Source organism: Exiguobacterium sp. s101 (assembly GCF_018617835.1).
Lineage (GTDB): Bacteria > Bacillota > Bacilli > Exiguobacteriales > Exiguobacteriaceae > Exiguobacterium > Exiguobacterium marinum.
Genome location: NZ_JACSKX010000017.1, coordinates 1 through 19,186, shown reverse-complemented (window position 1 = coordinate 19,186; position 19,186 = coordinate 1). Strand labels below are relative to the sequence as shown.

The following is a 19,186-nucleotide window of genomic DNA, read 5'->3' as shown; positions in this document are numbered from 1 at the left end:
GTTGCGTGACGAGCCCCCTTAAAAACAACCAAAAGGCTTGATCCCTGAACGAGCCAGGGTCAAGCCTTTTGATATTCTTTTCAACTTAATTTTCCAACTTCATCACATCTCGATACTCGTACTCTTCTAGAATTTCATGACCTTCTTTGAATGTCCATTCGGGAATCGATAGCTCTGGGTGCGACGTCAAATAGTTATGGAACACATCCTTCCCTAGAATATAGTTACTCCAACGTGGAATGTCTTTTTGACTATTACCTACTACAAAATCAGTAAAGGATGTTTCATAATCATTCACTTGACTCGCAATGTGTTCCATGGTCGCATCATCTAATTGCACATGCCATGGGGGAGAAACCCCTTTGACAATCCGATCAGCAAATGCGTCCGCTTTCCCTTCGATGATGATAGACTCAAGAATCGAACTAAGATTGTATTCGTTTTGATCACGAAGGATCAGGTGGTGGTATTCATGAGCTGTTGAATAGGCTAGAACATCTTTGTCAAAATCTGTATCGAGAAATAAGATGAAGGCGTCTTTGTATGCTGTTGCGCCTACACCTTTCATCGGTTCAATATCATAGAATAATTCAGGATTATACGGAGCAATAAACACCGTACTCTTCTCTTTAGGAAGGATTTGATTTGAATCTGCGTATGTCGATTCAATAATCTCTTTAATCTCGTCATACCGTTCAATCAATGTGTCAAGTTGCTTCAGCAATTGTTGCTTATGAGGGGTCGGCTTTAGCGAAAAGTTCGTTTTGATGAGGGATGTATCAAGTTTTTCTTCCGCTCCAATTTCCCCTATGTAATCTAATACGTATTTTTTGAAGTTTTGTTTGCTCTCCTCCGAATCGGTTGTTTCAAGGGATGCGTTCAAATATTGCTGGTACTGGGTGTAGAGTGGCACGATTGTCAATTCGTTCTCTTCGTTAATTTTTATCGTTTCCATTGAAACGTCAGGCTCTGACCGTTTAGATTCTAGCGACTTTTCATCATCACTACATGCTGTTAATAGAAGTGCTAAACTACAACATAGAATACCGAACAACTTTTTCAGTTGAATGACCTCTATCTCAATAATCAATTCTCTCAATCATTTACTTATGTTAAATTATACCACAAATTACTCTAATCACCATTTTTATACGCTCCAATATCATGATGTCGCTAGGACTTTCACATCTTCAATCACAACAAAACGGCTCAAGCCTTTTCTGATGAAAGGCTCAAGCCGTTTGTGATTATTCTTTTCCTGCGATTTGACGACGCACTTCTTTTTCGAGCTCTGGTTCCGGCGGCATCCACCCTTCAGGTTTCATGACTTTATTGTCCGACTCGCGTAAAATCGGCTTCCCGTCCGGTCCAAGTTTCGCCATATTGGCGCGCTGGACGATTTCAAACAATGGGACGGGATCAAGCCCGAGTTCAACGAAACTTCCCATGACAAAATACAACGCGTCCGTTAATGCATCCCCTTGACCGACGAGACGTTCCACATCATCTGACGGTGGTGCGTCTTGTAACGATTTTTGAACGGCCTTTTGGAATCCTACTTGGAATTGCTCGATGGCTTGTAAGAACTCATCTTCCGATTGCGACGATTGATGCAAAAACTCGACGACCGCTTCCTCTGCCGTCCACACCGACCGTTTCGTCGCGCGATCAAGCGTCAACGGTTGCGGAGATTCCGCTCCCGGATGTCCGAATGTTTCGTGGAATTGCTTCACTTCTTCAAAAAAATAACGTTTACTCATCTATAGTTCCCCCATTGTCAGTCCACCGAGACGAAGGCATCCAAATCGAATACTTCCGGGTGGACGATTGCAAAGATTTCATTGTCTTGTAAAAACATACCGGTCGAGTCATACACACGAGGTGTCACCATCTGACCGTTGATCGTCCCTTCTTCCGGGTTGACCGTGTAGAGGACGAGTTCTTCTGAATCGAGCACATAGATACGTCCTTGCCTCTCGACAAGCCCGACGCCTTCGAACCGTTCGAATTTTTGTTGAATGGAAGCACTCATGCCGTCGGCGGATAACGCTTGTCGCGAATCAAGCATCCATTCGGTCTCGGGTTCTTTTTTCTCATCCTCTTCTTGAACGTTTCGCCCATTGTCAGGTGCGTCTTCAGAAGCAGCCGTTTCGGTCGAGTCGTTGTCATTCGTCGAGACGTTCTCTGTCGCTGTATCTTCTGATGGTTCTTCTGTATTTTCAGCACTCATGTCAGCTTCAGTTGACTCTTCTTGGGACTTGTCATCCACTGGCGTCTCCAGTTCAATCTCCCGCTCTTCAATATAGAGGAGCTCAAGGTCCGGCGTGTCCGCCAACCGATTCATCATGAACAATCGATTCGATTCACGGTCATAGCCAACACCAAAAATCCGGTCTTCCGACACGAGACCTTTGATTTGTTTACGTGGCCGCTCGACCCAGCGCCCCTCTTCCCGTTCAATGGTGACAAGCGTCCCATTTGCAGTAACCGCATAAACTAAATCCTCTTTGATCATTCGCATACCGATGAAGTCATCGAGGCTGGCTTTCCCTGAGTTTTCAAGTTGGAGTACTGAGTTGACACGGGTTCCGTTTCCACTCACTTCAAAGAATTCAGCCTGCTCGGTTATGACGAGATAGGCCCCAATCGTGTCACTGTAATACACTTCATCGATTTGGTTAATCTGTTCGAGTGCATCGGTCGTGTCAATATCGTCATCATCTTGGGCCGCCTCTACGGGTGGGAGTGAAGCCGTTTGATGACTTGTTTGAATATCAATTTTTTCAAATGTCGAAGCGACCTGTCGCTGAATCTCTTCATCTGAAAAGACGAAGATATAGCAAAGCACCGCACCGACTACGACAGCACAAAGTGTCGTATAGAGCACATAAGAACGTTTCATGGACATGTCGTCCCCTTCTACTTCAGTATCGCCCTTTAGTGTATCAAAACCGCCAGTAAAAGAAAATGACCCCACTAAAAAGAAAAGAATGTGCGACAATGTCACACATTCTTCATGTTACCCGACTACAATATTGACGAGTTTCCCTGGAACGACAATGACTTTACGAACCGTCTTGCCTTCTGTGAACTCTTGGACACGCTCGTTACCGAGTGCTTCCGCTTCGAGTGCTTCTTTCGACGCGTCACGCGAAACGTGCATTTTCGCACGAAGTTTCCCATTCACTTGAATGACGACTTCAATCGTGTCACTCACAAGTTTTGACTCATCGTAAGTCGGCCATGCCGCATACGTCAATGCTTCAGTCATGCCCATCTTCTCCCACAACTCTTCAGACAAGTGAGGTGCGACCGGTGAGAGCATTTTAATGAAGTCGACCATTTGTGACTTCGGCAACGTCTCTTGTTTGTTCGCTTCATTGACGAAGACCATCAATTGCGAGATGGCCGTGTTGAAGCGAAGTGCCTCGTAGTCTTCCGTCACTTTTTTCACGGTCTGATGATACGTGCGTTCAAAGTCGGCAGTCGGTGCCACGTCCGCGAAGTTTGTTTGATCGAACAAACGCCATACGCGGTCGAGGAAGCGACGTGCCCCGTCAAGCCCATTCGTCGACCATGCGATCGCTGCATCAAGTGGTCCCATGAACATTTCATAAAGACGGAGCGTATCCGCACCGTGTGACTTCACGATATCATCCGGGTTGACGACATTCCCACGAGATTTCGACATCTTCTCGTTGTTCTCACCGAGGATCATCCCTTGGTTGTAGAGTTTTTGGAACGGTTCGTTCGTCGGGACAACGCCGATATCGAAGAGGACTTTGTGCCAGAAACGCGCATAGAGCAAGTGAAGGACGGCATGCTCCGTACCACCGATGTATAAGTCGACCGGAAGCCAACGTTTGAGTTTCTCAGGGTCCGCAATCATCTCCTCGTTATCCGGATCGATGTAACGGATGTAGTACCAGCAGCTGCCGGCCCATTGTGGCATCGTATTTGTCTCACGACGACCCTTCTCCCCAGTGACAGGGTCTGTGTACGTCAACCACTCTTCTGCGTTCGCAAGTGGTGATTCGCCCGTACCCGATGGTTTGATTTCATCGATGATCGGAAGTTCGAGTGGAAGCTCTTCGACCGGTACCGTCTTCATCGTACCGTCTTCCATATGAACAACCGGAATCGGCTCGCCCCAGTAACGTTGACGGCTGAACAACCAGTCACGAAGACGGTATGTCGTCTTCGCACGACCTGTGCCACTAGCTTCAAGTTCTTCAATGATCGTCTTGATGGCATCAGCTTTATTGAGTCCGTTCAAGCTACCTGAGTTGACGTGCTCTCCATCTTCGACGTAAGCCGCTTCTTCCACGTTCCCACCTTTGACGACTTCACGGATTGGAAGGTCGAACGTTTTCGCAAACTCATAATCGCGTTCATCGTGCCCAGGGACGGCCATGACCGCACCTGTCCCGTATGTCGAGAGGACATAGTCCGCTGTCCAAATCGGAAGTTTCTCGCCGTTCACCGGGTTGATCGCATATGCGCCCGTGAAGACACCCGTCTTCTCTTTGGCGAGATCCGTACGTTCAAGGTCTGTTTTCTTCGAGACTTCTTCAATGTATGCTTCGACTGCTGTCGATTGTTCAGGCGTCGTGATCACTTTCGTGAACGGATGCTCTGGTGCGAGTGTCACGTAAGTCGCTCCGTGAAGCGTATCTGGACGTGTCGTGAAGACGGTGACGATCTTATCGTGACCATCGACCTTGAAGTCGACCTCGGCACCGACCGATTTGCCGATCCAGTTGCGTTGCATCTCTTTCACGCTCTCCGGCCAGTCAAGACCTTCCAAATCTTCAAGTAAACGCTCCGCATATTCCGTGATGCGAAGCACCCATTGCTTCATCGGCACGCGATAGACAGGGTGGTTCCCCCGCTCTGACAAGCCATCGATGACTTCCTCGTTCGCAAGGACCGTACCGAGCGCTGGGCACCAGTTGACCGCGACTTCATCGACGTAGGCGAGTCCACGTTCGAAAAGTTGAGTAAAAATCCACTGCGTCCATTTATAGTACTTCGGATCCGTCGTGCTGATTTCACGGTCCCAATCATATGAGAATCCAAGATCCTTCAATTGACGACGGAACGTCTCGATGTTACGCGCTGTGAACTCGCGTGGGTCGTTCCCCGTATCGAGTGCGTATTGCTCGGCAGGAAGACCGAATGCATCCCATCCGATTGGGTGAAGGACGTTATATCCTTGCATCCGTTTCATCCGGGCAATGATATCCGTTGCCGTATAACCTTCCGGGTGACCGACGTGAAGGCCGGCACCTGATGGGTAGGGGAACATATCAAGGACGTAAAAACAATCCTTCTCCGGGTCTTCTGTCGTTTTGAACGCTTCTTTTTCTTCCCAGCGTTTTTGCCATTTCGGCTCGATTTCTTGATGTTTAAAATAGCTCAACATTCTTCCTCCTCTGCATAAATAAAAAGCCTTCCGTCCCCGAAAATGGGACGAAAGGCTTGAAAGCTCTCCGCGGTACCACCCATGTTGCATTACTGCCACTTGAGACGCCGGTAACGAGGCGTAACCCCGGTTTTCCTTACTCGTTTCAGGAAAACAGCTCCAAGGCGAGTTCACAACGTCCGCTTATCGATTCACACCACCCATCGACTCTCTTTGAAACGGAACGTTCGTTACTAATCCTCTTCATCGCTTGCTATTCATCGTAGTCTATTTTAGCCCATTCTGAAATTCAACGTCAACTTGATTTTTCAGTAACGCGAATGTCTTTCATGAATACGAATAGACTGAGGGCAAACGTGGCGAGTAGGAGCAGCATACCAAAGACTGCCGTAATCCCGAACACATCGTAGATAAACCCAGATAACGTCGGGCCAATCATCCGACCGACGGAAGCGGCAATATTGACGAGCCCTTGATATTGACCTGCCTTCCCAGGCGGGGCAAGTTTCGCCGCAATCGTTGGAACTGCTGGCCAAACGAACATTTCGCCGATTGTCATGACGACCATCCCTACCATGAACATACCGAAGCCACCAGCGAACGGCACGATCAAGAAAGCACCGAGGAAAATCGATGCCCCGATGATCAATTGACGTTTCAAATCATCCTCAAACTGTCGCAACACCCGATTGAGTAATGGCTGTGCAAAAACAATCATTGCCCCATTCACTGTCCATAGGAGTGAGTATTGACTGATTGTGACACCGAGGTCTTTCGAGTGAACCGCGATCGTTCCTTGCCACTGAACGTAGACGAACCAAAGCACCGCATAACCGATAGCGACATACCACATCGACTTCATCGTCGCGCTCGAGAGCGTCGTGGCCGCTGCTTCTAGCTGGGATTGCACGACAGGACGTGTCGGGTTCTTCAAATAGCGAAGTCCAAATAAAAGAACCACAACAAATAGAACCGACAAGAAGAAGTTTGCGTAAAAAATCCACTCGATGTTCAATCGCGCGATTTGACCGCTCATCGCTGTACCGAGGGCGACCCCAACATTTTGCGCGACATAAATCGCGTTGAAGGAACGACGTCCCCCTTCTGGCCAAATGAGTCCCGCAAACGCATAAACGGTCGGAAAGACAAGTCCCCCTGAGAACCCGATCAAACCGAGCCACACCAAATAGCCGAAGAACGTGGCGTGGAACAGTAAAAATCCAAGCGAACTCGCAAGCAACAAGCCGACGGAGATGACGAGCGTCGCTTTTCCTCCGATTCGGTCGAATAGCGTCCCTCCAATGTAGTTACCGACGATTGCGAGTGCGGAGTTCACGAGAAGCGCCACTCCGGCAAGCGTCATCGACTCACCTAAAAAATCATGAATATACAGGGTGTTAAATGGCCATAAAAAAGACGCCGCCGTTGTATTGAGCGCCATCGCAATGACTAGAATCCATACCGAGATTGGCATTTTATTGTTCACACCAAGTCCTCCTTTCATCCCTCTTCACATTAAAAAAATCGGCACAAAAGGCCGAATCGACAAGATTTCCTTATCAAACCTAAACGAATGCCAAAGAAGTGTCAAGAAAAATTACTCATTATGAAGTTTTGTCATTTTTCATTTGTGATAGGATGAGCAAGGAAGGAGAGATAACCATGAATCCATTTGGTCAAAACCGCTATCATACATTGAATGAGGCATATCGTCGGGAATACGGGAACAAGGTGTTTAAAGTGCCGCTCGATGGTGGCTTCACATGTCCGAACCGTGATGGCCGCGTCTCCAAAGGCGGATGTACATTCTGTTCAGATGATGGAAGTGGCGATTTTGCGGGTAATGCCTGTGACCCGATTCCCGTTCAATTCGAAGAAGTAAAAACGCGACTTCATCGAAAATGGAAGAACGCCGACTACATCGCCTATTTTCAGGCGTACAGTAATACCTATGCGCCAGTCGAAAGATTACGCGAATTATTCGAAGCAGCGCTTCAGCAAGAAGGTGTCGTCGGTCTCTCGATTGCGACACGCCCAGATTGCTTGCCTGATGACGTTGTCGACTATTTAGCCGAACTGAATGAGCGGACTTCTTTATGGGTGGAACTCGGTTTACAGACCGTACATGATACGACCGCAAAAAAAATCAATCGCGGACACGATTATCAAACATTTTTGAACGGTCTTGAAAAACTGCGTCGTCACAACATTCGCGTATGCGTGCACATCATCAATGGCCTACCCGGTGAAACACCGGAGATGATGCTCGACACAGCCCGAGAAGTTGCTAAAATGGACATACAAGGAATCAAAATTCATTTGCTCCACGTCTTGAAACATACACCACTTGCCCGTCAATATGAGAAAGGCTTGCTCGACTTGATGGAGGAAGACACATACATCTCCCTCGTTTGTGATCAACTCGAACGGATACCACCCGAGGTGATCGTCCATCGATTGACGGGAGACGGTCCGCCTGACTTATTGATTGGTCCATTATGGAGCCGTCACAAGATGCAGGTGCTAAACAAGATTCGTGCGGAATTGGAGCGACGTGATTCCTTCCAAGGAAAAAAGAAGGATGAGATTGATGGGATTAATGAGAGTACTACCATTTGCAAAACAATTACTACATGACCACCTCGAAGTAGGACATGTCGCCATCGATATGACTGCCGGGAACGGGCACGACACGTTGTTCTTGGCGAACGCCGTAGGCGAAACGGGACACGTATACGCATTTGACATCCAAACAGAAGCGGTTGCTTCAACCCGTGCACGTATACAGGAAGCAGGTGTCTATGAACGGGTGACCGTCATTCATGATAGTCACGATACGGTTCATACGGTCGTCGCGAATGAGACACGACCAATCACCGCAGCCGTCTTCAATTTGGGTTATTTACCAGGAAGTGACAAATCCGTCACGACACAAGGGAATACGACCATTGCCGCATTGTCTCAATTACTAGAGGTCATGGCTATCGGTGGTGTCATCGTCATCGTCATCTACCACGGCCATGAGAGCGGGAAGGTCGAACGGGATGATGTGCTTCGCTATGTGGAGTCGCTTGACCAAAAGCAGGCGGGTGTACTGCGTTACGGCTTCATCAACCAGATCAACCACCCTCCATTCATCGTGGCGATTGAAAAACGTTCAAAATAAAAGAAGGCGGCTCCTGTGAGTCGCCTTCTTTTATTCTTGAATCAATTCATAAAACGTCATGAGCGTTTCTGCAAATTTGGTGTTCAACCGCTCATACCCAAAATGCGGGAATCCTTCTAATCGACGGATATACACTTGATCTCCACCAATCTTTCGGCAGACGTTCAACGTCAACTTCACGTCTGCAAATTGATCATCAGGTGCGTAGAAACAAGCGAGCGGGAGACGTGGCAAATGTTTCTTTTCTTCTTGATGCTCTACGATTTCTTCTTCGATTTCCCGATATTGGGCATATGTGATTTCACCAAATCGGGACGATTCGTCGCCGCCGCCGCCGGTGAATGTCATCATTCCGAGTGGTAAGTCTGGGCGAAAACGATCGACTGCACTCGCGACGACTTGTTTTAATCCACCGATTTGACGAGTCGCATGCCAATCAAACAATGGAGAGATATAAGTCAGGCTCCCGAGCGGCACATCATACTCCTGAAGAAGCCGGTTTGTAAAGAGCGCCCCGAGGCTGAACGCCACGACATGAATCGGTAATTTATACTCGCCGGCCTCACGTAACGCCCGTTTGATCAATTGTTTATGATCTTCTGCCGTCAAGCCCATCGATTGGTCGCGGACGACAATTACTTCGTACTCGTCTTGAAGTCGTCGAATAAAATTCTCGCTGATCCGAGATGTGAACTGTAGCGGATAAACGATGACGATGACCCCTTTTTGTGTTTCTTCATATGTCATGCTGCCGTCACCTCATTTATAGACTATATTCATTGTATCAAAAAAACATCAGCCGCAACTGATGTTTAAGCAAAATCCGTCTGGAGTCTTAGCTCGGGACATATCTTAGATGAATGAGTTCCATCGGTTGGTCGTAGACCTCTTCTTGAATTCGATTCACTTCTTTAAATGATTGATGCAAGAGGAAAGCAATCGCCTGGTCATTCGAATTTTCAACGTACACTTCCACCGGTTGTGTTTTTTTCGATTGAAGGTGCCTTAAAAAATCTGCACCGTACCCGTTCCGATGGTGATCGGGATGAAGATAGAGACGAAGCATCTCCCACATGTCACCGCGATCGATGGCATGACAAAATCCGATGACATGGTCTTCATACTCGCCAACGATAAAATATTGTTCTCGTGCTTCTTCACTTGAACTGATTGCTCGTACAATCTCTTCTTGTCGATAGGCGCGCTCCATCGCTCTTGTCCGATTGGAATCATTCTTTGAAATCGTTGCAAGTGCAATCGTTCGAATTAACGCCGCATCTTCTGGAACTGCTTCTCGCATATTCATGATCGCTTCCCCCTTTAGGCCAATCTATTTGTATCATTCCCTATCATAGTGTTTTTATCCTGCACTACATTTCTTTTTCATGACGATTCATTATAAAACGTTATCTCAGCATTCGACTTGGGTATAAAACTAGCAATGCCAATCAAATGAAGGAGTGGAACAACATGGAACCAAAATTAGAGCATGACCCGAAAGTCGAACAAACAGAGAACCCAAATCGTCAATTTGACCAAATGAACGCGGGAAGTCCGAAAATAAACGTCGTGACCGGCATGTTACTCGGTGCACTTGTCGGCGGTCTCCTCGCATTACTTAGCTCCTCGAATCGAGATCATACGAAACAATCCCTCTCGAGCGCAAAATCTTCGGTCGGCGGCATTGTCAATGAAATGAAACAAGACCCTGCTGGTAAAGCCTCACAGGTTATTGAACAAGTGAAGACGGCTTCCGGCAAAATTCAGGAAGTATCTACAGACGTTCAGAACGTATATGAAAAAGTCGTCAGAGAAGTAGATACAGTTAAAGAAGACGTCAATAAAATCGTTGATACGGCACAAGAAGCCAAGTCTGATTTACAAGATATCGGTGAGAAGGTCGTCGAAGCGAAAGATACAGCTCTCGGACAAGAAACAACTTCCAACGATTCTGAGTCAGACGAAAATAAACAGACACCACCAACTACATGAACCAAAAAAAACGACCTTTCCGCGGAAAGGTCGTTTTTGATTACACGAAACGCTTCGCGCCTTCTTCAAGAACTGCTGCTTTATCTGTTTGCTCCCAAGGGAGTTCCACATCTGTACGACCGAAGTGACCGTAAGCTGCTGTCTGTTTGTAGATCGGGCGACGAAGGTCGAGCATTTTGATAATACCTGCCGGACGGAGGTCAAAGTTCTCACGAACGAGTTCAACGAGTTCTGTTTCGCTCAATTTTCCAGTGCCGAATGTATCGACAGCGATTGATACAGGGTGTGCAACCCCGATTGCATACGCGAGTTGTACTTCCGCTTTATCCGCAAGTCCTGCTGCAACGATGTTTTTCGCTACATAGCGGGCTGCGTATGCCGCTGAACGGTCAACTTTTGTCGGATCTTTACCAGAGAATGCACCACCGCCGTGACGAGCGTATCCACCGTACGTATCGACGATGATTTTACGTCCTGTCAAACCTGCATCCCCTTGTGGTCCACCGATTACGAAGCGACCAGTCGGGTTGATGAAGTATTTCGTTTCAGCATCGATAAGTTCAGCCGGAATGACTGCTTCAATGACATATTTTTTCAAGTCTTCTTGAATTTGCTCGAGTGTAATCTCTTCTGCATGCTGCGTCGAGATAACGATTGTATCGATACGAACAGGGTTGTTATTCTCATCGTACTCAACCGTTACTTGTGTTTTCCCATCCGGACGGAGGTACTCAAGCGTACCGTTCTTACGTATTTCCGCAAGACGACGTGACAACTTGTGTGCCAACGAGATTGGGAGGGGCATGAGTTCAGGTGTCTCGTTTGTTGCGTATCCGAACATGAGACCTTGGTCTCCTGCCCCGATTGCATCAAGCTCCTCTTCAGTCATTTGACCTTCACGAGCTTCAAGGGCTTGGTCTACACCTTGCGCGATATCGACCGATTGTTCGTCAATCGATGTCAAGACTGCACATGTTTCAGCATCGAAACCATATTTCGCACGTGTGTATCCGATTTCACGGATTGTTTCACGGACAACTTTCGGGATATCCACGTAAGTTGACGTTGTGATTTCACCAGCTACGAGTACAAGACCTGTTGTGACAGACGTTTCTGCCGCAACACGGGCATTCGGGTCTTCCGCTAAAATGGCATCCAAAATCGAGTCAGAAATCTGATCACAAATTTTGTCTGGATGTCCTTCAGTAACCGACTCTGAAGTAAAAAGTCGACGGTTCAAATTTGACATTCAAAAAACCTCCTATAATAAGGGTGATATGTGGACGGTACTCGTTCCCCTTACGCGTTGCTTTGGGACGGTAATGAAAAAAACCTCCCCCGATGACATACATGGGGAAAGGTTGAATCGTTCTTCCTTACCCTCTTATCGTTCGAAGCTAATGGCTTCGCTTCAGGATAGCACCTTTTCCGCACAAGACTTCATGTCGGACGGTTGCTGGGCTTCGTAGGGCCTTGTTCCCTCCACCGCTCAGAATAAGAGTATCCGTTACGAAAACCATCATATAAATGACATCCGATTATGTCAAGGGAATTGAACGAATTCGTATTTTTTCACAGACTTGCTAAACATTTCTGTTTGTGAATCTTCAACCATTTTTTTATTTCGTTTCTTTTTTTTAACACCTTGTGATAAGAGAATGTGTTAAACTATCCTTGTAAGAAAGCGCTTACTTAATAGAGAAGAAATGCTTGTTTTTAATTAGTGTGTCACATATAATTAAAAACGTCATACTAATTAATCTTGATTGCGGAAGTATGCGGATTTCATCCACATCTATTTAGGGGAAAGGTGGGATTCAGGATGGCGACAACGCTCCTGAAAATCGAAGAATTAATTAATCGTACCGACATGTTACGGAACTTGACGGTTCCAGAGCTGGTAGAAGAAGCCATTCAAAATGGTGAAGGTGTACTGACAAAAGACGGGGCATTATCTGTCAGCACCGGTGCTTTTACCGGACGGTCACCGAAAGACAAATTCGTCGTACAAGATGAAGTCAGCAACAACCTTGTCGATTGGGGGAAGGTCAACCAACCAATCGCTGAAGAGAAGTTTTCAGCACTTCTTGAAAAAGTACTCAATCACTTAGAGAAGAAAGATAAGCTCTACTATCTTGAAGCTGCGGCTGGCGCGGATGAACACTACACCTTACCCGTTCGTGCCATCACAGAGTATGCGTGGCATAGTCTATTCGCTAAACAACTCTTCTTACGTGAATGGCCGACGAAAGGTGCGTTCGACCCGTTTACGGTCATTTATGCACCGAGTTATAAAGCAGACCCTGCGGTCGATGGCACAAACTCAGAGACGTTCATTCTCGTTTCATTCGCCAAACGTACAATTCTGATCGGGGGAACAGAATACGGTGGTGAAATCAAAAAATCAATCTTCTCCGTCATGAACTTCTTGTTGCCTGAACAAAACGTGTTATCGATGCACTGTTCGGCAAATGTCAATGATGCGAACGAAACGGCTCTCTTTTTCGGATTGTCGGGAACTGGGAAGACGACACTTTCGGCTGACCTTGAGCGTCACTTGATCGGTGACGATGAACACGGATGGTCACCAGACGGCATCTTTAACATTGAAGGCGGTTGCTACGCAAAGACAATCAATTTATCACGTGAGAACGAACCACAAATTTATGATGCGATTCGATTCGGTTCATTGATTGAAAACGTTGTGCTAAACGATGATCGAACACCAGACTACAAAAACATTTCTTTAACGGAAAACACGCGTGCGGCATATCCGATTGAGTTCATCGACAATGCGATGCTCCCATCACGCGCAGGTCATCCGAATACAATTGTTTTCTTGACGGCAGATGCGTACGGCGTCTTGCCACCGATCAGCAAATTGACGAAAGAGCAAGCGATGTATCACTTCTTGTCTGGCTATACGTCAAAACTTGCCGGCACGGAGCGCGGTGTCACAGAACCACAAGCGACGTTTTCGACTTGCTTCGGTTCACCGTTCCTCCCGCTCGCACCAGAGCGTTACGCGGATATGCTTGGTCAATTGATTGAAAAACACGATGTCGATGTCTATCTCGTCAACACAGGTTGGACAGGTGGTGCATACGGTGAAGGTTCACGTATGAAACTCGCTTATACGCGCGCGATGGTCAACGCCGCAATCAATGGACAGCTTCGTGATGTCGAAACGATGAAACATGACATTTTCAATGTCGAGATTCCAGTAGCCATCGAAGGTGTACCGAGTACTGTTCTCAATCCACGAGATACATGGAACGATTCAGCTCGTTACGACATGGAGGCAAAAGCACTTGCCATGAAATTTAAAGAGAACTTCAAGCGTTTCACGAAAGCAAGTGAATCAATCATCGCAGCCGGTCCACTCGTCATCTAACTACATCAAAACACCGACTCAATCATGAGTCGGTGTTTTTTCTTGCTGTATCATCCAGTCCATCGCCTGCTCTGTCGTCTCCCATTTATCCCAAAATGGGAGCTGATGTCCGAATGGGACCACCCAAAATTCAGCCTGCTCCCCTAACTTCTCAGCGACAGCTGTCGCATGACGCAAGCGAACCTGCTCATCATCCGTACCATGGATGATGAGTGTCGGGGCCTCCCATTCTTTATAGAGCGGGGAGCGTTCGACGTATGCGGACTCAGCTGTCCTTGGGTCCCCACCTGTCATGCGACGTAACATCTTCCGCATCGAACGCTGTTCCTCATATGTCCATTCTAGGTTCGTCACGCCTGCCCAGGATGTGACCGTGGTGACCGGTCGTTCGGAGGCGAGCGATAGTGCCATCATTCCGCCTCGCGAAAAGCCGAGCACGTGAACCGGTCGTCCGCTCGTTTGAACGCGATCGAAGAGCGAGAGCACATCTTCCAAGTCATCCCCACCAAAATCCTCTTTTCCAGTCCCACCATGGTTGCCACGATAGACGGGAGCGACGACATGAAAGCCGCGTGATGCGAATTGCATGAGCCGCGGTAAACGGACGTCCCCGATTCGTGCCGTCCCTCCCCGTAAGTACATCAACACGTGCCCATTCGGTTGTTTTGGTTCGATTGAATACGCTACGACCTCTTCTCCATCATTTGTCGTGTACCACCCTCTTGTCACCCGATAACCTGCGTACGGTGGTAACACATCAACTCGGTCAAACCAACTGTTGTTCATGTAGAACCCTCATCGTCTCCGGTAAGACTCGGTCTTTCATCATAAAACTATAACGTTGATTGCGTAACAAATTACCCGGCAATGCATCAATCAAGACGGCCCCATCCGTCTCGTCGACGGCAGGATGATCTTCAAATCGCTCAATCTCTGCAAAGTAAATATTTTTGACGACCGTATCACCTCGACCGAGCACCCGATACTGTCCCAAGTAGCGTAGTGTCTTCACGATTCCACCGGTCTCTTCATAAACTTCTCGGATTGCGGCGGCGTCCTCATGCTCGCCCGGCTCGACTTTCCCGCCCGGAAACTCGAGTCCTCTTTGTTTATGCTTCGTCAATACCCACTTATCCTCGTAACGGGCGACGACCCAGACGTGGAGCGGTGTGTCTGAGAATGGATAATGGGTGAAGCTTAGCTCAACTTGATTATGATAGTAATCCTTGAATGTCTTCATAGTCCATCCCTTTCTTTCCCCTATCTACTCTCACTTTACCTTGTCTTCACCCAGTTTCAAACAAAAAAATCAGCCCGACTTGCGGACCGATTCGTTTTCTTATTGATTCAAGCGTTTTTCGAGTTCTGCTTTTTGTTCTTCATATCCCGGTTTACCGAGCAAAGCGAACATGTTTGCTTTGTACGCTTCGACGCCTGGCTGGTTGAACGGGTTCACTCCGAGGATGTAACCGCTCATCGCGCATGCTTTCTCAAAGAAATAGAACAAGTAACCAAGGTGATAGGGGGTCATCTCCGGCAATTCGACGACTAAGTTCGGTACATCGCCGTCTGTGTGTGCGAGAAGTGTTCCTTCTGTCGCCTTGTCATTCACAAATTGAATCGTTTCACCGGCAAGGAAGTTCAAGCCATCCAAGTCCTGTGCGTCTTCTGGAACGTTCATCGAATGACGAACTTCTTTCACACGGATGACTGTCTCGAACAAGTCGCGACGACCTTCTTGGATGTATTGCCCCATTGAGTGAAGATCCGTCGAGAAATCGACAGCCGCAGGGAAGATCCCTTTATTGTCTTTCCCCTCTGATTCACCGTAAAGCTGCTTCCACCACTCTGACACGTAGTGAAGAGCCGGTTCGTAGTTGACGAGCATCTCAATCGACTTTCCTTTTGCGTAAAGGGCGTTTCGTACAACCGCATATTGATATGCTTCATTCTCTGCCAATTCAGGAGAGCTGTAAGCGTTCTGTGCGTCACGTGCCCCTTCCATCAAGGCATCGATATCGATTCCGGCAGCGGCAATCGTAAGAAGACCGACTGGTGTGAGGACAGAGAAGCGTCCACCGACATCATCAGGAATAACGAACGATTCGTATCCTTCCGCGTCCGCGAGGGTCTTGAGTGCACCGCGAGCCCGATCTGTCGTTGCGTAGATGCGCTCACGCGCCCCGTCTTGTCCGTACTTTTCTTCCATGAACTGTTTAAGGACACGGAAAGCAATCGCAGGTTCTGTCGTCGTCCCTGATTTCGAGATGACGTTAACCGAGACGTCTTTTCCTTCGAGCACTTGAAGCAATTCTCTCATATACGTCGATGAGATATTGTGGCCCGCATAGAATACTTGTGGAGCCTTGCGCTCTTCTTTTGATAATACGTTGAAGAACGAATGTTGAAGCATTTCGATCGCTGCACGGGCACCGAGGTAAGATCCTCCGATTCCGACGACGACGAGAACGTCTGAATTCTCGCGAATTCGTTCCGCCGCAGCTTTGATTCGTGCGAACTCATCTTGATCGTATTCGGTCGGAAGATCGACCCACCCAAGAAAATCACTTCCGGCTCCGCTTCGCTCGTGAATCACAGAGTGAAGGGTTTTTACCGTTTCTTGCATTTGGTCGATTTCGTGCCTCCCTACGAATGAGAGCGCGTTTGAATAATCGAAACGTACAGTTGACATGTCATTTCCTCCTTTAAATCGCTCGTAAAAGAGCCATACATGACCCATCATAAACGGAAACGTCGGATTCGTTCAATCATTATTGCAAAATAGGCAAGAATTCGCCTTATTTACTAAGTTCTAAGATTTTTGAGACATCTTCCCGTTCAAGTGTACGGAAACGACCGAATGCACCACGCTTCATTGCCGAATCGAGAATCGCATCGAATGTCGACTCATCAATTTCGTAGTCCCGGAGCGAGTTTGGCGCACCGAGTTGGTCGAAGAATGCACGAACAGCTTGGATTGTCCGTTTCCCTGTCTCCAAGTCATGTTCACCCGGCTCGACATCGAATACTTCGGTACCGAGTCGTGCGAAACGTGCTGCGTTGTCTTCATCCAATACGTGTTCCATCCAACGTGGGAAGAGGATCGCGAGACCGCCTGCGTGCGGGATGTCGTGAACAGCCGATACCGCATGTTCGATGTTATGAGACGCCCAATCTCCCGCAGCACCCATTTGAAGCACACCGTTCAATGCCATCGTACCCGAGAACAAGATGATGGCACGAAGGTCTACGTTTTCTAAATCGTTCACGAGTTTCGGAGCCGATTCCACGACCGCTTTCAAAACACCTTCTGTCATGCGTTCCTGTACCGGTGCATGGTTCGGGTGGAAATATTGTTCGAAGCAATGGCTCATCATGTCGACGATGCCGTAAATCGTCTGGTCTTTCGGAACCGACACCGTGTAACGTGGATCAAGGATGGAGAACGTCGGGAATACGAGCGGATGGCCCCAACCGAACTTCTCTTGTGTCTCCCAGTTCGTAATGACCGACCCAGAGTTCATCTCTGACCCCGTCGCCGCGAGTGTGAGGACCGTCCCGAATGGCACCGCCTCTGTCGGGATATGCTCACGGAGGACAATGTCCCACGCGTCCCCTTCATAAGGGATTGCCGCTGAGATCAGTTTCGTACAGTCGATGACGGAACCTCCGCCGACTGCGAGTAAGGCATCGATGTTTTCTTCACGGGCAAATTTCACAGCACGACGTACCGTCTCGATACGAGGGTTCGGTTCAACACCTGAGAAGTCTACGTATGAGATACCGGCTTTTTCAAGTTCGGCCACGACTTCATCGTACGTCCCGTTCTTTTTGATGCTTCCGCCACCATAGACAAGCATCACTTTCTTCGCTTCGAGCACTTCGAGTTCTCCAGCTAATTTTTCGACCTGATGTGTCCCAAAAATTAGTTTTGTCGGGTTTTTGTATTCAAAGTTGTGCATAAGTCATCCTCCTCATAGAAATATGTAACACCTTCACTATATACCCTGTTTTTACGGAATGAAAAGTATCGTGCTTACTGATAGATGCGGTCGATGATCCGATGCAAGATGACTGCTTCCTCCGCTTGACGATAATTCGGCTCCTGTCGACAGGCTTCAAGGAAGAGCTGGATTTGCCGTTCGTACGGATCGTGTTCAGTCAAATAAGCAGGTTGCTCGTCAAAGAGCGCTCCATATTTTTCGGTATGAAGGGTGAGTGGAAATAAGCTGGCCCCAGCTTTCGTTCCGCGACATTCCACACGCATCGTATCCTTCTCTTCGATATTGGCCATGTAGCTGACGTCAAGCAGCAAGGATGCCCCTGTTTCAAACGTGACCATCGCCCTCGCCGTATCTTCGACTGAAAGCGAACTCGAATCCCATTCTCCTAGTAAGCCGACACCCGGACGATTTCCTAAATATTGCCCGACGTGCCCAACGACTTCACTCGGCTTCGGATAGCCCATCAAGTAAAGCGCAAGGTCTAACATATGGACACCGACATCGAGCAGTGCTCCCCCGCCTTGTAGTTCCTTGTTTGTAAACACACCCCAACCCGGAATCCCGCGTCGTCGAAGCGCGAGCGCCGTCACCGCATAAATATCTCCGAACTCTCCCGCATCGATCATCCGTTTTAATAGAATGGTGTCGGCACGGTTTCGGTAGTGAAATCCATAATGAAGCGTTTTACCGGCTCGTTTTGCCGCTTCTAACATCTCAACTGCGTCGTTCTCCGATATCCCTGGCGGCTTCTCACAAAGGACGTGACACCCTGCTTCAAGAGCTAGAATCACCTGTTCTTTATGTAAGGCGTTCGGTGTACAAATGCTGACGGCATCGAGCTGTTCGCATGAAAGCATCTCTTCGACCGTCTCATAGACGTTCGGGATGCCAAATTGCCGCGCGACACGTTCCCCGTTGGCTCGTGTTCGATTCATGACAGCTACCACATCCATCTCTGCCTTGATGTAATTTGGAATATGGGCACTTGTGGCAATCCCGCCCGTTCCGATGATGCCAATCTTCATATGATCTCCTCCTATTCGGTTTACAGTTTCGTCATACGGTCCGCTGATTCCTGTAAAACACAAAAAAGGTGACCCGTTTAGAACGGGTCACCTCAGGCTGTTGACTAACATGAATCATATCGCTCGCCTTTCCGGCGCCCACGCTTTCCGCAGGCAATCCCGGAGCCGCATCGCGACTTG

At 48.0% G+C, this 19,186-nt stretch carries 17 protein-coding genes, 1 riboswitch and 1 other annotated feature; of the genes, 4 read left to right on the top strand and 13 right to left on the bottom strand.

Annotated elements, in window-relative coordinates:
* Positions 1-85: 85 nt before the first annotated feature.
* The 5 genes from KNO76_RS12525 to KNO76_RS12505 all read right to left on the bottom strand — a co-directional run bounded on the left by KNO76_RS12525 (position 86) and on the right by KNO76_RS12505 (position 6,911).
* Positions 86-1,099 carry a DUF2268 domain-containing putative Zn-dependent protease gene (locus tag KNO76_RS12525; RefSeq protein ID WP_251128005.1) on the bottom strand — a complete coding sequence of 338 codons (1,014 nt, stop codon included), beginning with the start codon at positions 1,097-1,099 and terminating at the stop codon, positions 86-88.
* Positions 1,100-1,247: 148 nt separating this feature from the next.
* Complete coding sequence (locus KNO76_RS12520; protein ID WP_214885759.1) at positions 1,248-1,760, bottom strand: pyrophosphohydrolase domain-containing protein; 513 nt, start codon at positions 1,758-1,760, stop codon at positions 1,248-1,250.
* Between the two features lie 17 nt (positions 1,761-1,777).
* Positions 1,778-2,902 carry a hypothetical protein gene (locus KNO76_RS12515; RefSeq protein ID WP_251128006.1) on the bottom strand — a complete coding sequence of 375 codons (1,125 nt, stop codon included), beginning with the start codon at positions 2,900-2,902 and terminating at the stop codon, positions 1,778-1,780.
* A 117-nt stretch (positions 2,903-3,019) separates the two neighbouring features.
* Complete coding sequence (gene leuS, locus KNO76_RS12510; RefSeq protein ID WP_214703480.1) at positions 3,020-5,425, bottom strand: leucine--tRNA ligase; 2,406 nt, start codon at positions 5,423-5,425, stop codon at positions 3,020-3,022.
* Between the two features lie 40 nt (positions 5,426-5,465).
* Positions 5,466-5,681: a binding site (T-box leader), on the bottom strand.
* Between the two features lie 39 nt (positions 5,682-5,720).
* Complete coding sequence (locus KNO76_RS12505) at positions 5,721-6,911, bottom strand: MDR family MFS transporter (protein WP_235181828.1); 1,191 nt, start codon at positions 6,909-6,911, stop codon at positions 5,721-5,723.
* Between the two features lie 176 nt (positions 6,912-7,087).
* On the opposite strand from KNO76_RS12505, the gene mnmL reads away from it, so the two are divergent.
* The gene (gene mnmL, locus KNO76_RS12500) at positions 7,088-8,062 is read left to right on the top strand and encodes a tRNA modification radical SAM protein MnmL/YtqA (RefSeq protein WP_214885755.1); all 975 of its coding nucleotides are present in this window, start codon (positions 7,088-7,090) and stop codon (positions 8,060-8,062) included.
* A complete protein-coding gene (mnmM, locus tag KNO76_RS12495) occupies positions 8,016-8,591 on the top strand; it encodes a tRNA 5-(aminomethyl)-2-thiouridylate-methyltransferase MnmM (RefSeq protein ID WP_214885753.1) in 576 nt (191 codons plus the stop codon). Before mnmL ends, mnmM begins: the two co-directional genes overlap by 47 nt.
* A 30-nt stretch (positions 8,592-8,621) precedes the next feature.
* Here mnmM and KNO76_RS12490 read toward each other — a convergent pair whose 3' ends face one another.
* Positions 8,622-9,338 carry an alpha/beta fold hydrolase gene (locus KNO76_RS12490; RefSeq protein ID WP_214885751.1) on the bottom strand — a complete coding sequence of 239 codons (717 nt, stop codon included), beginning with the start codon at positions 9,336-9,338 and terminating at the stop codon, positions 8,622-8,624.
* A gap of 88 nt (positions 9,339-9,426) precedes the next feature.
* A complete protein-coding gene (locus tag KNO76_RS12485; RefSeq protein WP_214699274.1) occupies positions 9,427-9,897 on the bottom strand; it encodes a GNAT family N-acetyltransferase in 471 nt (156 codons plus the stop codon).
* A gap of 164 nt (positions 9,898-10,061) precedes the next feature.
* Here KNO76_RS12485 and KNO76_RS12480 point away from each other — a divergent pair, with 164 nt between their 5' ends.
* The gene (locus KNO76_RS12480; RefSeq protein ID WP_214885749.1) at positions 10,062-10,583 is read left to right on the top strand and encodes a hypothetical protein; all 522 of its coding nucleotides are present in this window, start codon (positions 10,062-10,064) and stop codon (positions 10,581-10,583) included.
* Positions 10,584-10,623: 40 nt separating this feature from the next.
* Here KNO76_RS12480 and metK read toward each other — a convergent pair whose 3' ends face one another.
* Complete coding sequence (metK, locus tag KNO76_RS12475; RefSeq protein ID WP_214885747.1) at positions 10,624-11,832, bottom strand: methionine adenosyltransferase; 1,209 nt, start codon at positions 11,830-11,832, stop codon at positions 10,624-10,626.
* 132 nt (positions 11,833-11,964) lie between these two features.
* A riboswitch (SAM riboswitch) is annotated at positions 11,965-12,084 on the bottom strand.
* Positions 12,085-12,405: 321 nt separating this feature from the next.
* Between metK and pckA the strand changes: the two genes are divergently transcribed.
* Positions 12,406-13,977: a phosphoenolpyruvate carboxykinase (ATP) gene (pckA, locus tag KNO76_RS12470; protein ID WP_214885745.1), complete on the top strand. Its 1,572-nt coding sequence runs from the start codon at positions 12,406-12,408 to the stop codon at positions 13,975-13,977.
* Between the two features lie 18 nt (positions 13,978-13,995).
* Here pckA and KNO76_RS12465 read toward each other — a convergent pair whose 3' ends face one another.
* The 5 genes from KNO76_RS12465 to KNO76_RS12445 form a co-directional block, all read right to left on the bottom strand.
* On the bottom strand, positions 13,996-14,763 hold the full coding sequence (locus KNO76_RS12465) for an alpha/beta hydrolase family protein (RefSeq protein WP_214885743.1): 768 nt from the start codon (positions 14,761-14,763) through the stop codon (positions 13,996-13,998).
* On the bottom strand, positions 14,744-15,217 hold the full coding sequence (gene ytkD, locus KNO76_RS12460; RefSeq protein WP_214885742.1) for an RNA deprotection pyrophosphohydrolase: 474 nt from the start codon (positions 15,215-15,217) through the stop codon (positions 14,744-14,746). The genes KNO76_RS12465 and ytkD overlap by 20 nt, the downstream gene beginning before the upstream one ends.
* Before the next feature lie 99 nt (positions 15,218-15,316).
* On the bottom strand, positions 15,317-16,669 hold the full coding sequence (locus tag KNO76_RS12455; RefSeq protein WP_214885740.1) for a glucose-6-phosphate isomerase: 1,353 nt from the start codon (positions 16,667-16,669) through the stop codon (positions 15,317-15,319).
* A 106-nt stretch (positions 16,670-16,775) separates the two neighbouring features.
* The gene (locus tag KNO76_RS12450) at positions 16,776-17,939 is read right to left on the bottom strand and encodes an iron-containing alcohol dehydrogenase (RefSeq protein WP_214885738.1); all 1,164 of its coding nucleotides are present in this window, start codon (positions 17,937-17,939) and stop codon (positions 16,776-16,778) included.
* A gap of 74 nt (positions 17,940-18,013) precedes the next feature.
* Positions 18,014-19,006, bottom strand: a complete 993-nt coding sequence (locus KNO76_RS12445) for a Gfo/Idh/MocA family protein (RefSeq protein WP_214885737.1) — start codon at positions 19,004-19,006, stop codon at positions 18,014-18,016.
* Between the last annotated feature and the right edge of the window lie 180 nt (positions 19,007-19,186).

Bases quoted from the DNA above. Each gene is read 5' to 3' on its own strand.
- pckA (WP_214885745.1), top strand. From the start codon at position 12,406: ATGGCGACAACGCTCCTGAAAATCGAAGAATTAATTAATCGTACCGAC.
- KNO76_RS12515 (WP_251128006.1), bottom strand. From the start codon at position 2,902: ATGAAACGTTCTTATGTGCTCTATACGACACTTTGTGCTGTCGTAGTC.
- KNO76_RS12490 (WP_214885751.1), bottom strand. From the start codon at position 9,338: ATGACATATGAAGAAACACAAAAAGGGGTCATCGTCATCGTTTATCCG.
- metK (WP_214885747.1), bottom strand. From the start codon at position 11,832: ATGTCAAATTTGAACCGTCGACTTTTTACTTCAGAGTCGGTTACTGAA.
- leuS (WP_214703480.1), bottom strand. From the start codon at position 5,425: ATGTTGAGCTATTTTAAACATCAAGAAATCGAGCCGAAATGGCAAAAA.
- KNO76_RS12485 (WP_214699274.1), bottom strand. From the start codon at position 9,897: ATGAATATGCGAGAAGCAGTTCCAGAAGATGCGGCGTTAATTCGAACG.
- KNO76_RS12450 (WP_214885738.1), bottom strand. From the start codon at position 17,939: ATGCACAACTTTGAATACAAAAACCCGACAAAACTAATTTTTGGGACA.
- mnmL (WP_214885755.1), top strand. From the start codon at position 7,088: ATGAATCCATTTGGTCAAAACCGCTATCATACATTGAATGAGGCATAT.
- KNO76_RS12465 (WP_214885743.1), bottom strand. From the start codon at position 14,763: ATGAACAACAGTTGGTTTGACCGAGTTGATGTGTTACCACCGTACGCA.
- mnmM (WP_214885753.1), top strand. From the start codon at position 8,016: ATGGGATTAATGAGAGTACTACCATTTGCAAAACAATTACTACATGAC.
- KNO76_RS12445 (WP_214885737.1), bottom strand. From the start codon at position 19,006: ATGAAGATTGGCATCATCGGAACGGGCGGGATTGCCACAAGTGCCCAT.
- KNO76_RS12480 (WP_214885749.1), top strand. From the start codon at position 10,062: ATGGAACCAAAATTAGAGCATGACCCGAAAGTCGAACAAACAGAGAAC.
- KNO76_RS12520 (WP_214885759.1), bottom strand. From the start codon at position 1,760: ATGAGTAAACGTTATTTTTTTGAAGAAGTGAAGCAATTCCACGAAACA.
- ytkD (WP_214885742.1), bottom strand. From the start codon at position 15,217: ATGAAGACATTCAAGGATTACTATCATAATCAAGTTGAGCTAAGCTTC.
- KNO76_RS12455 (WP_214885740.1), bottom strand. From the start codon at position 16,669: ATGTCAACTGTACGTTTCGATTATTCAAACGCGCTCTCATTCGTAGGG.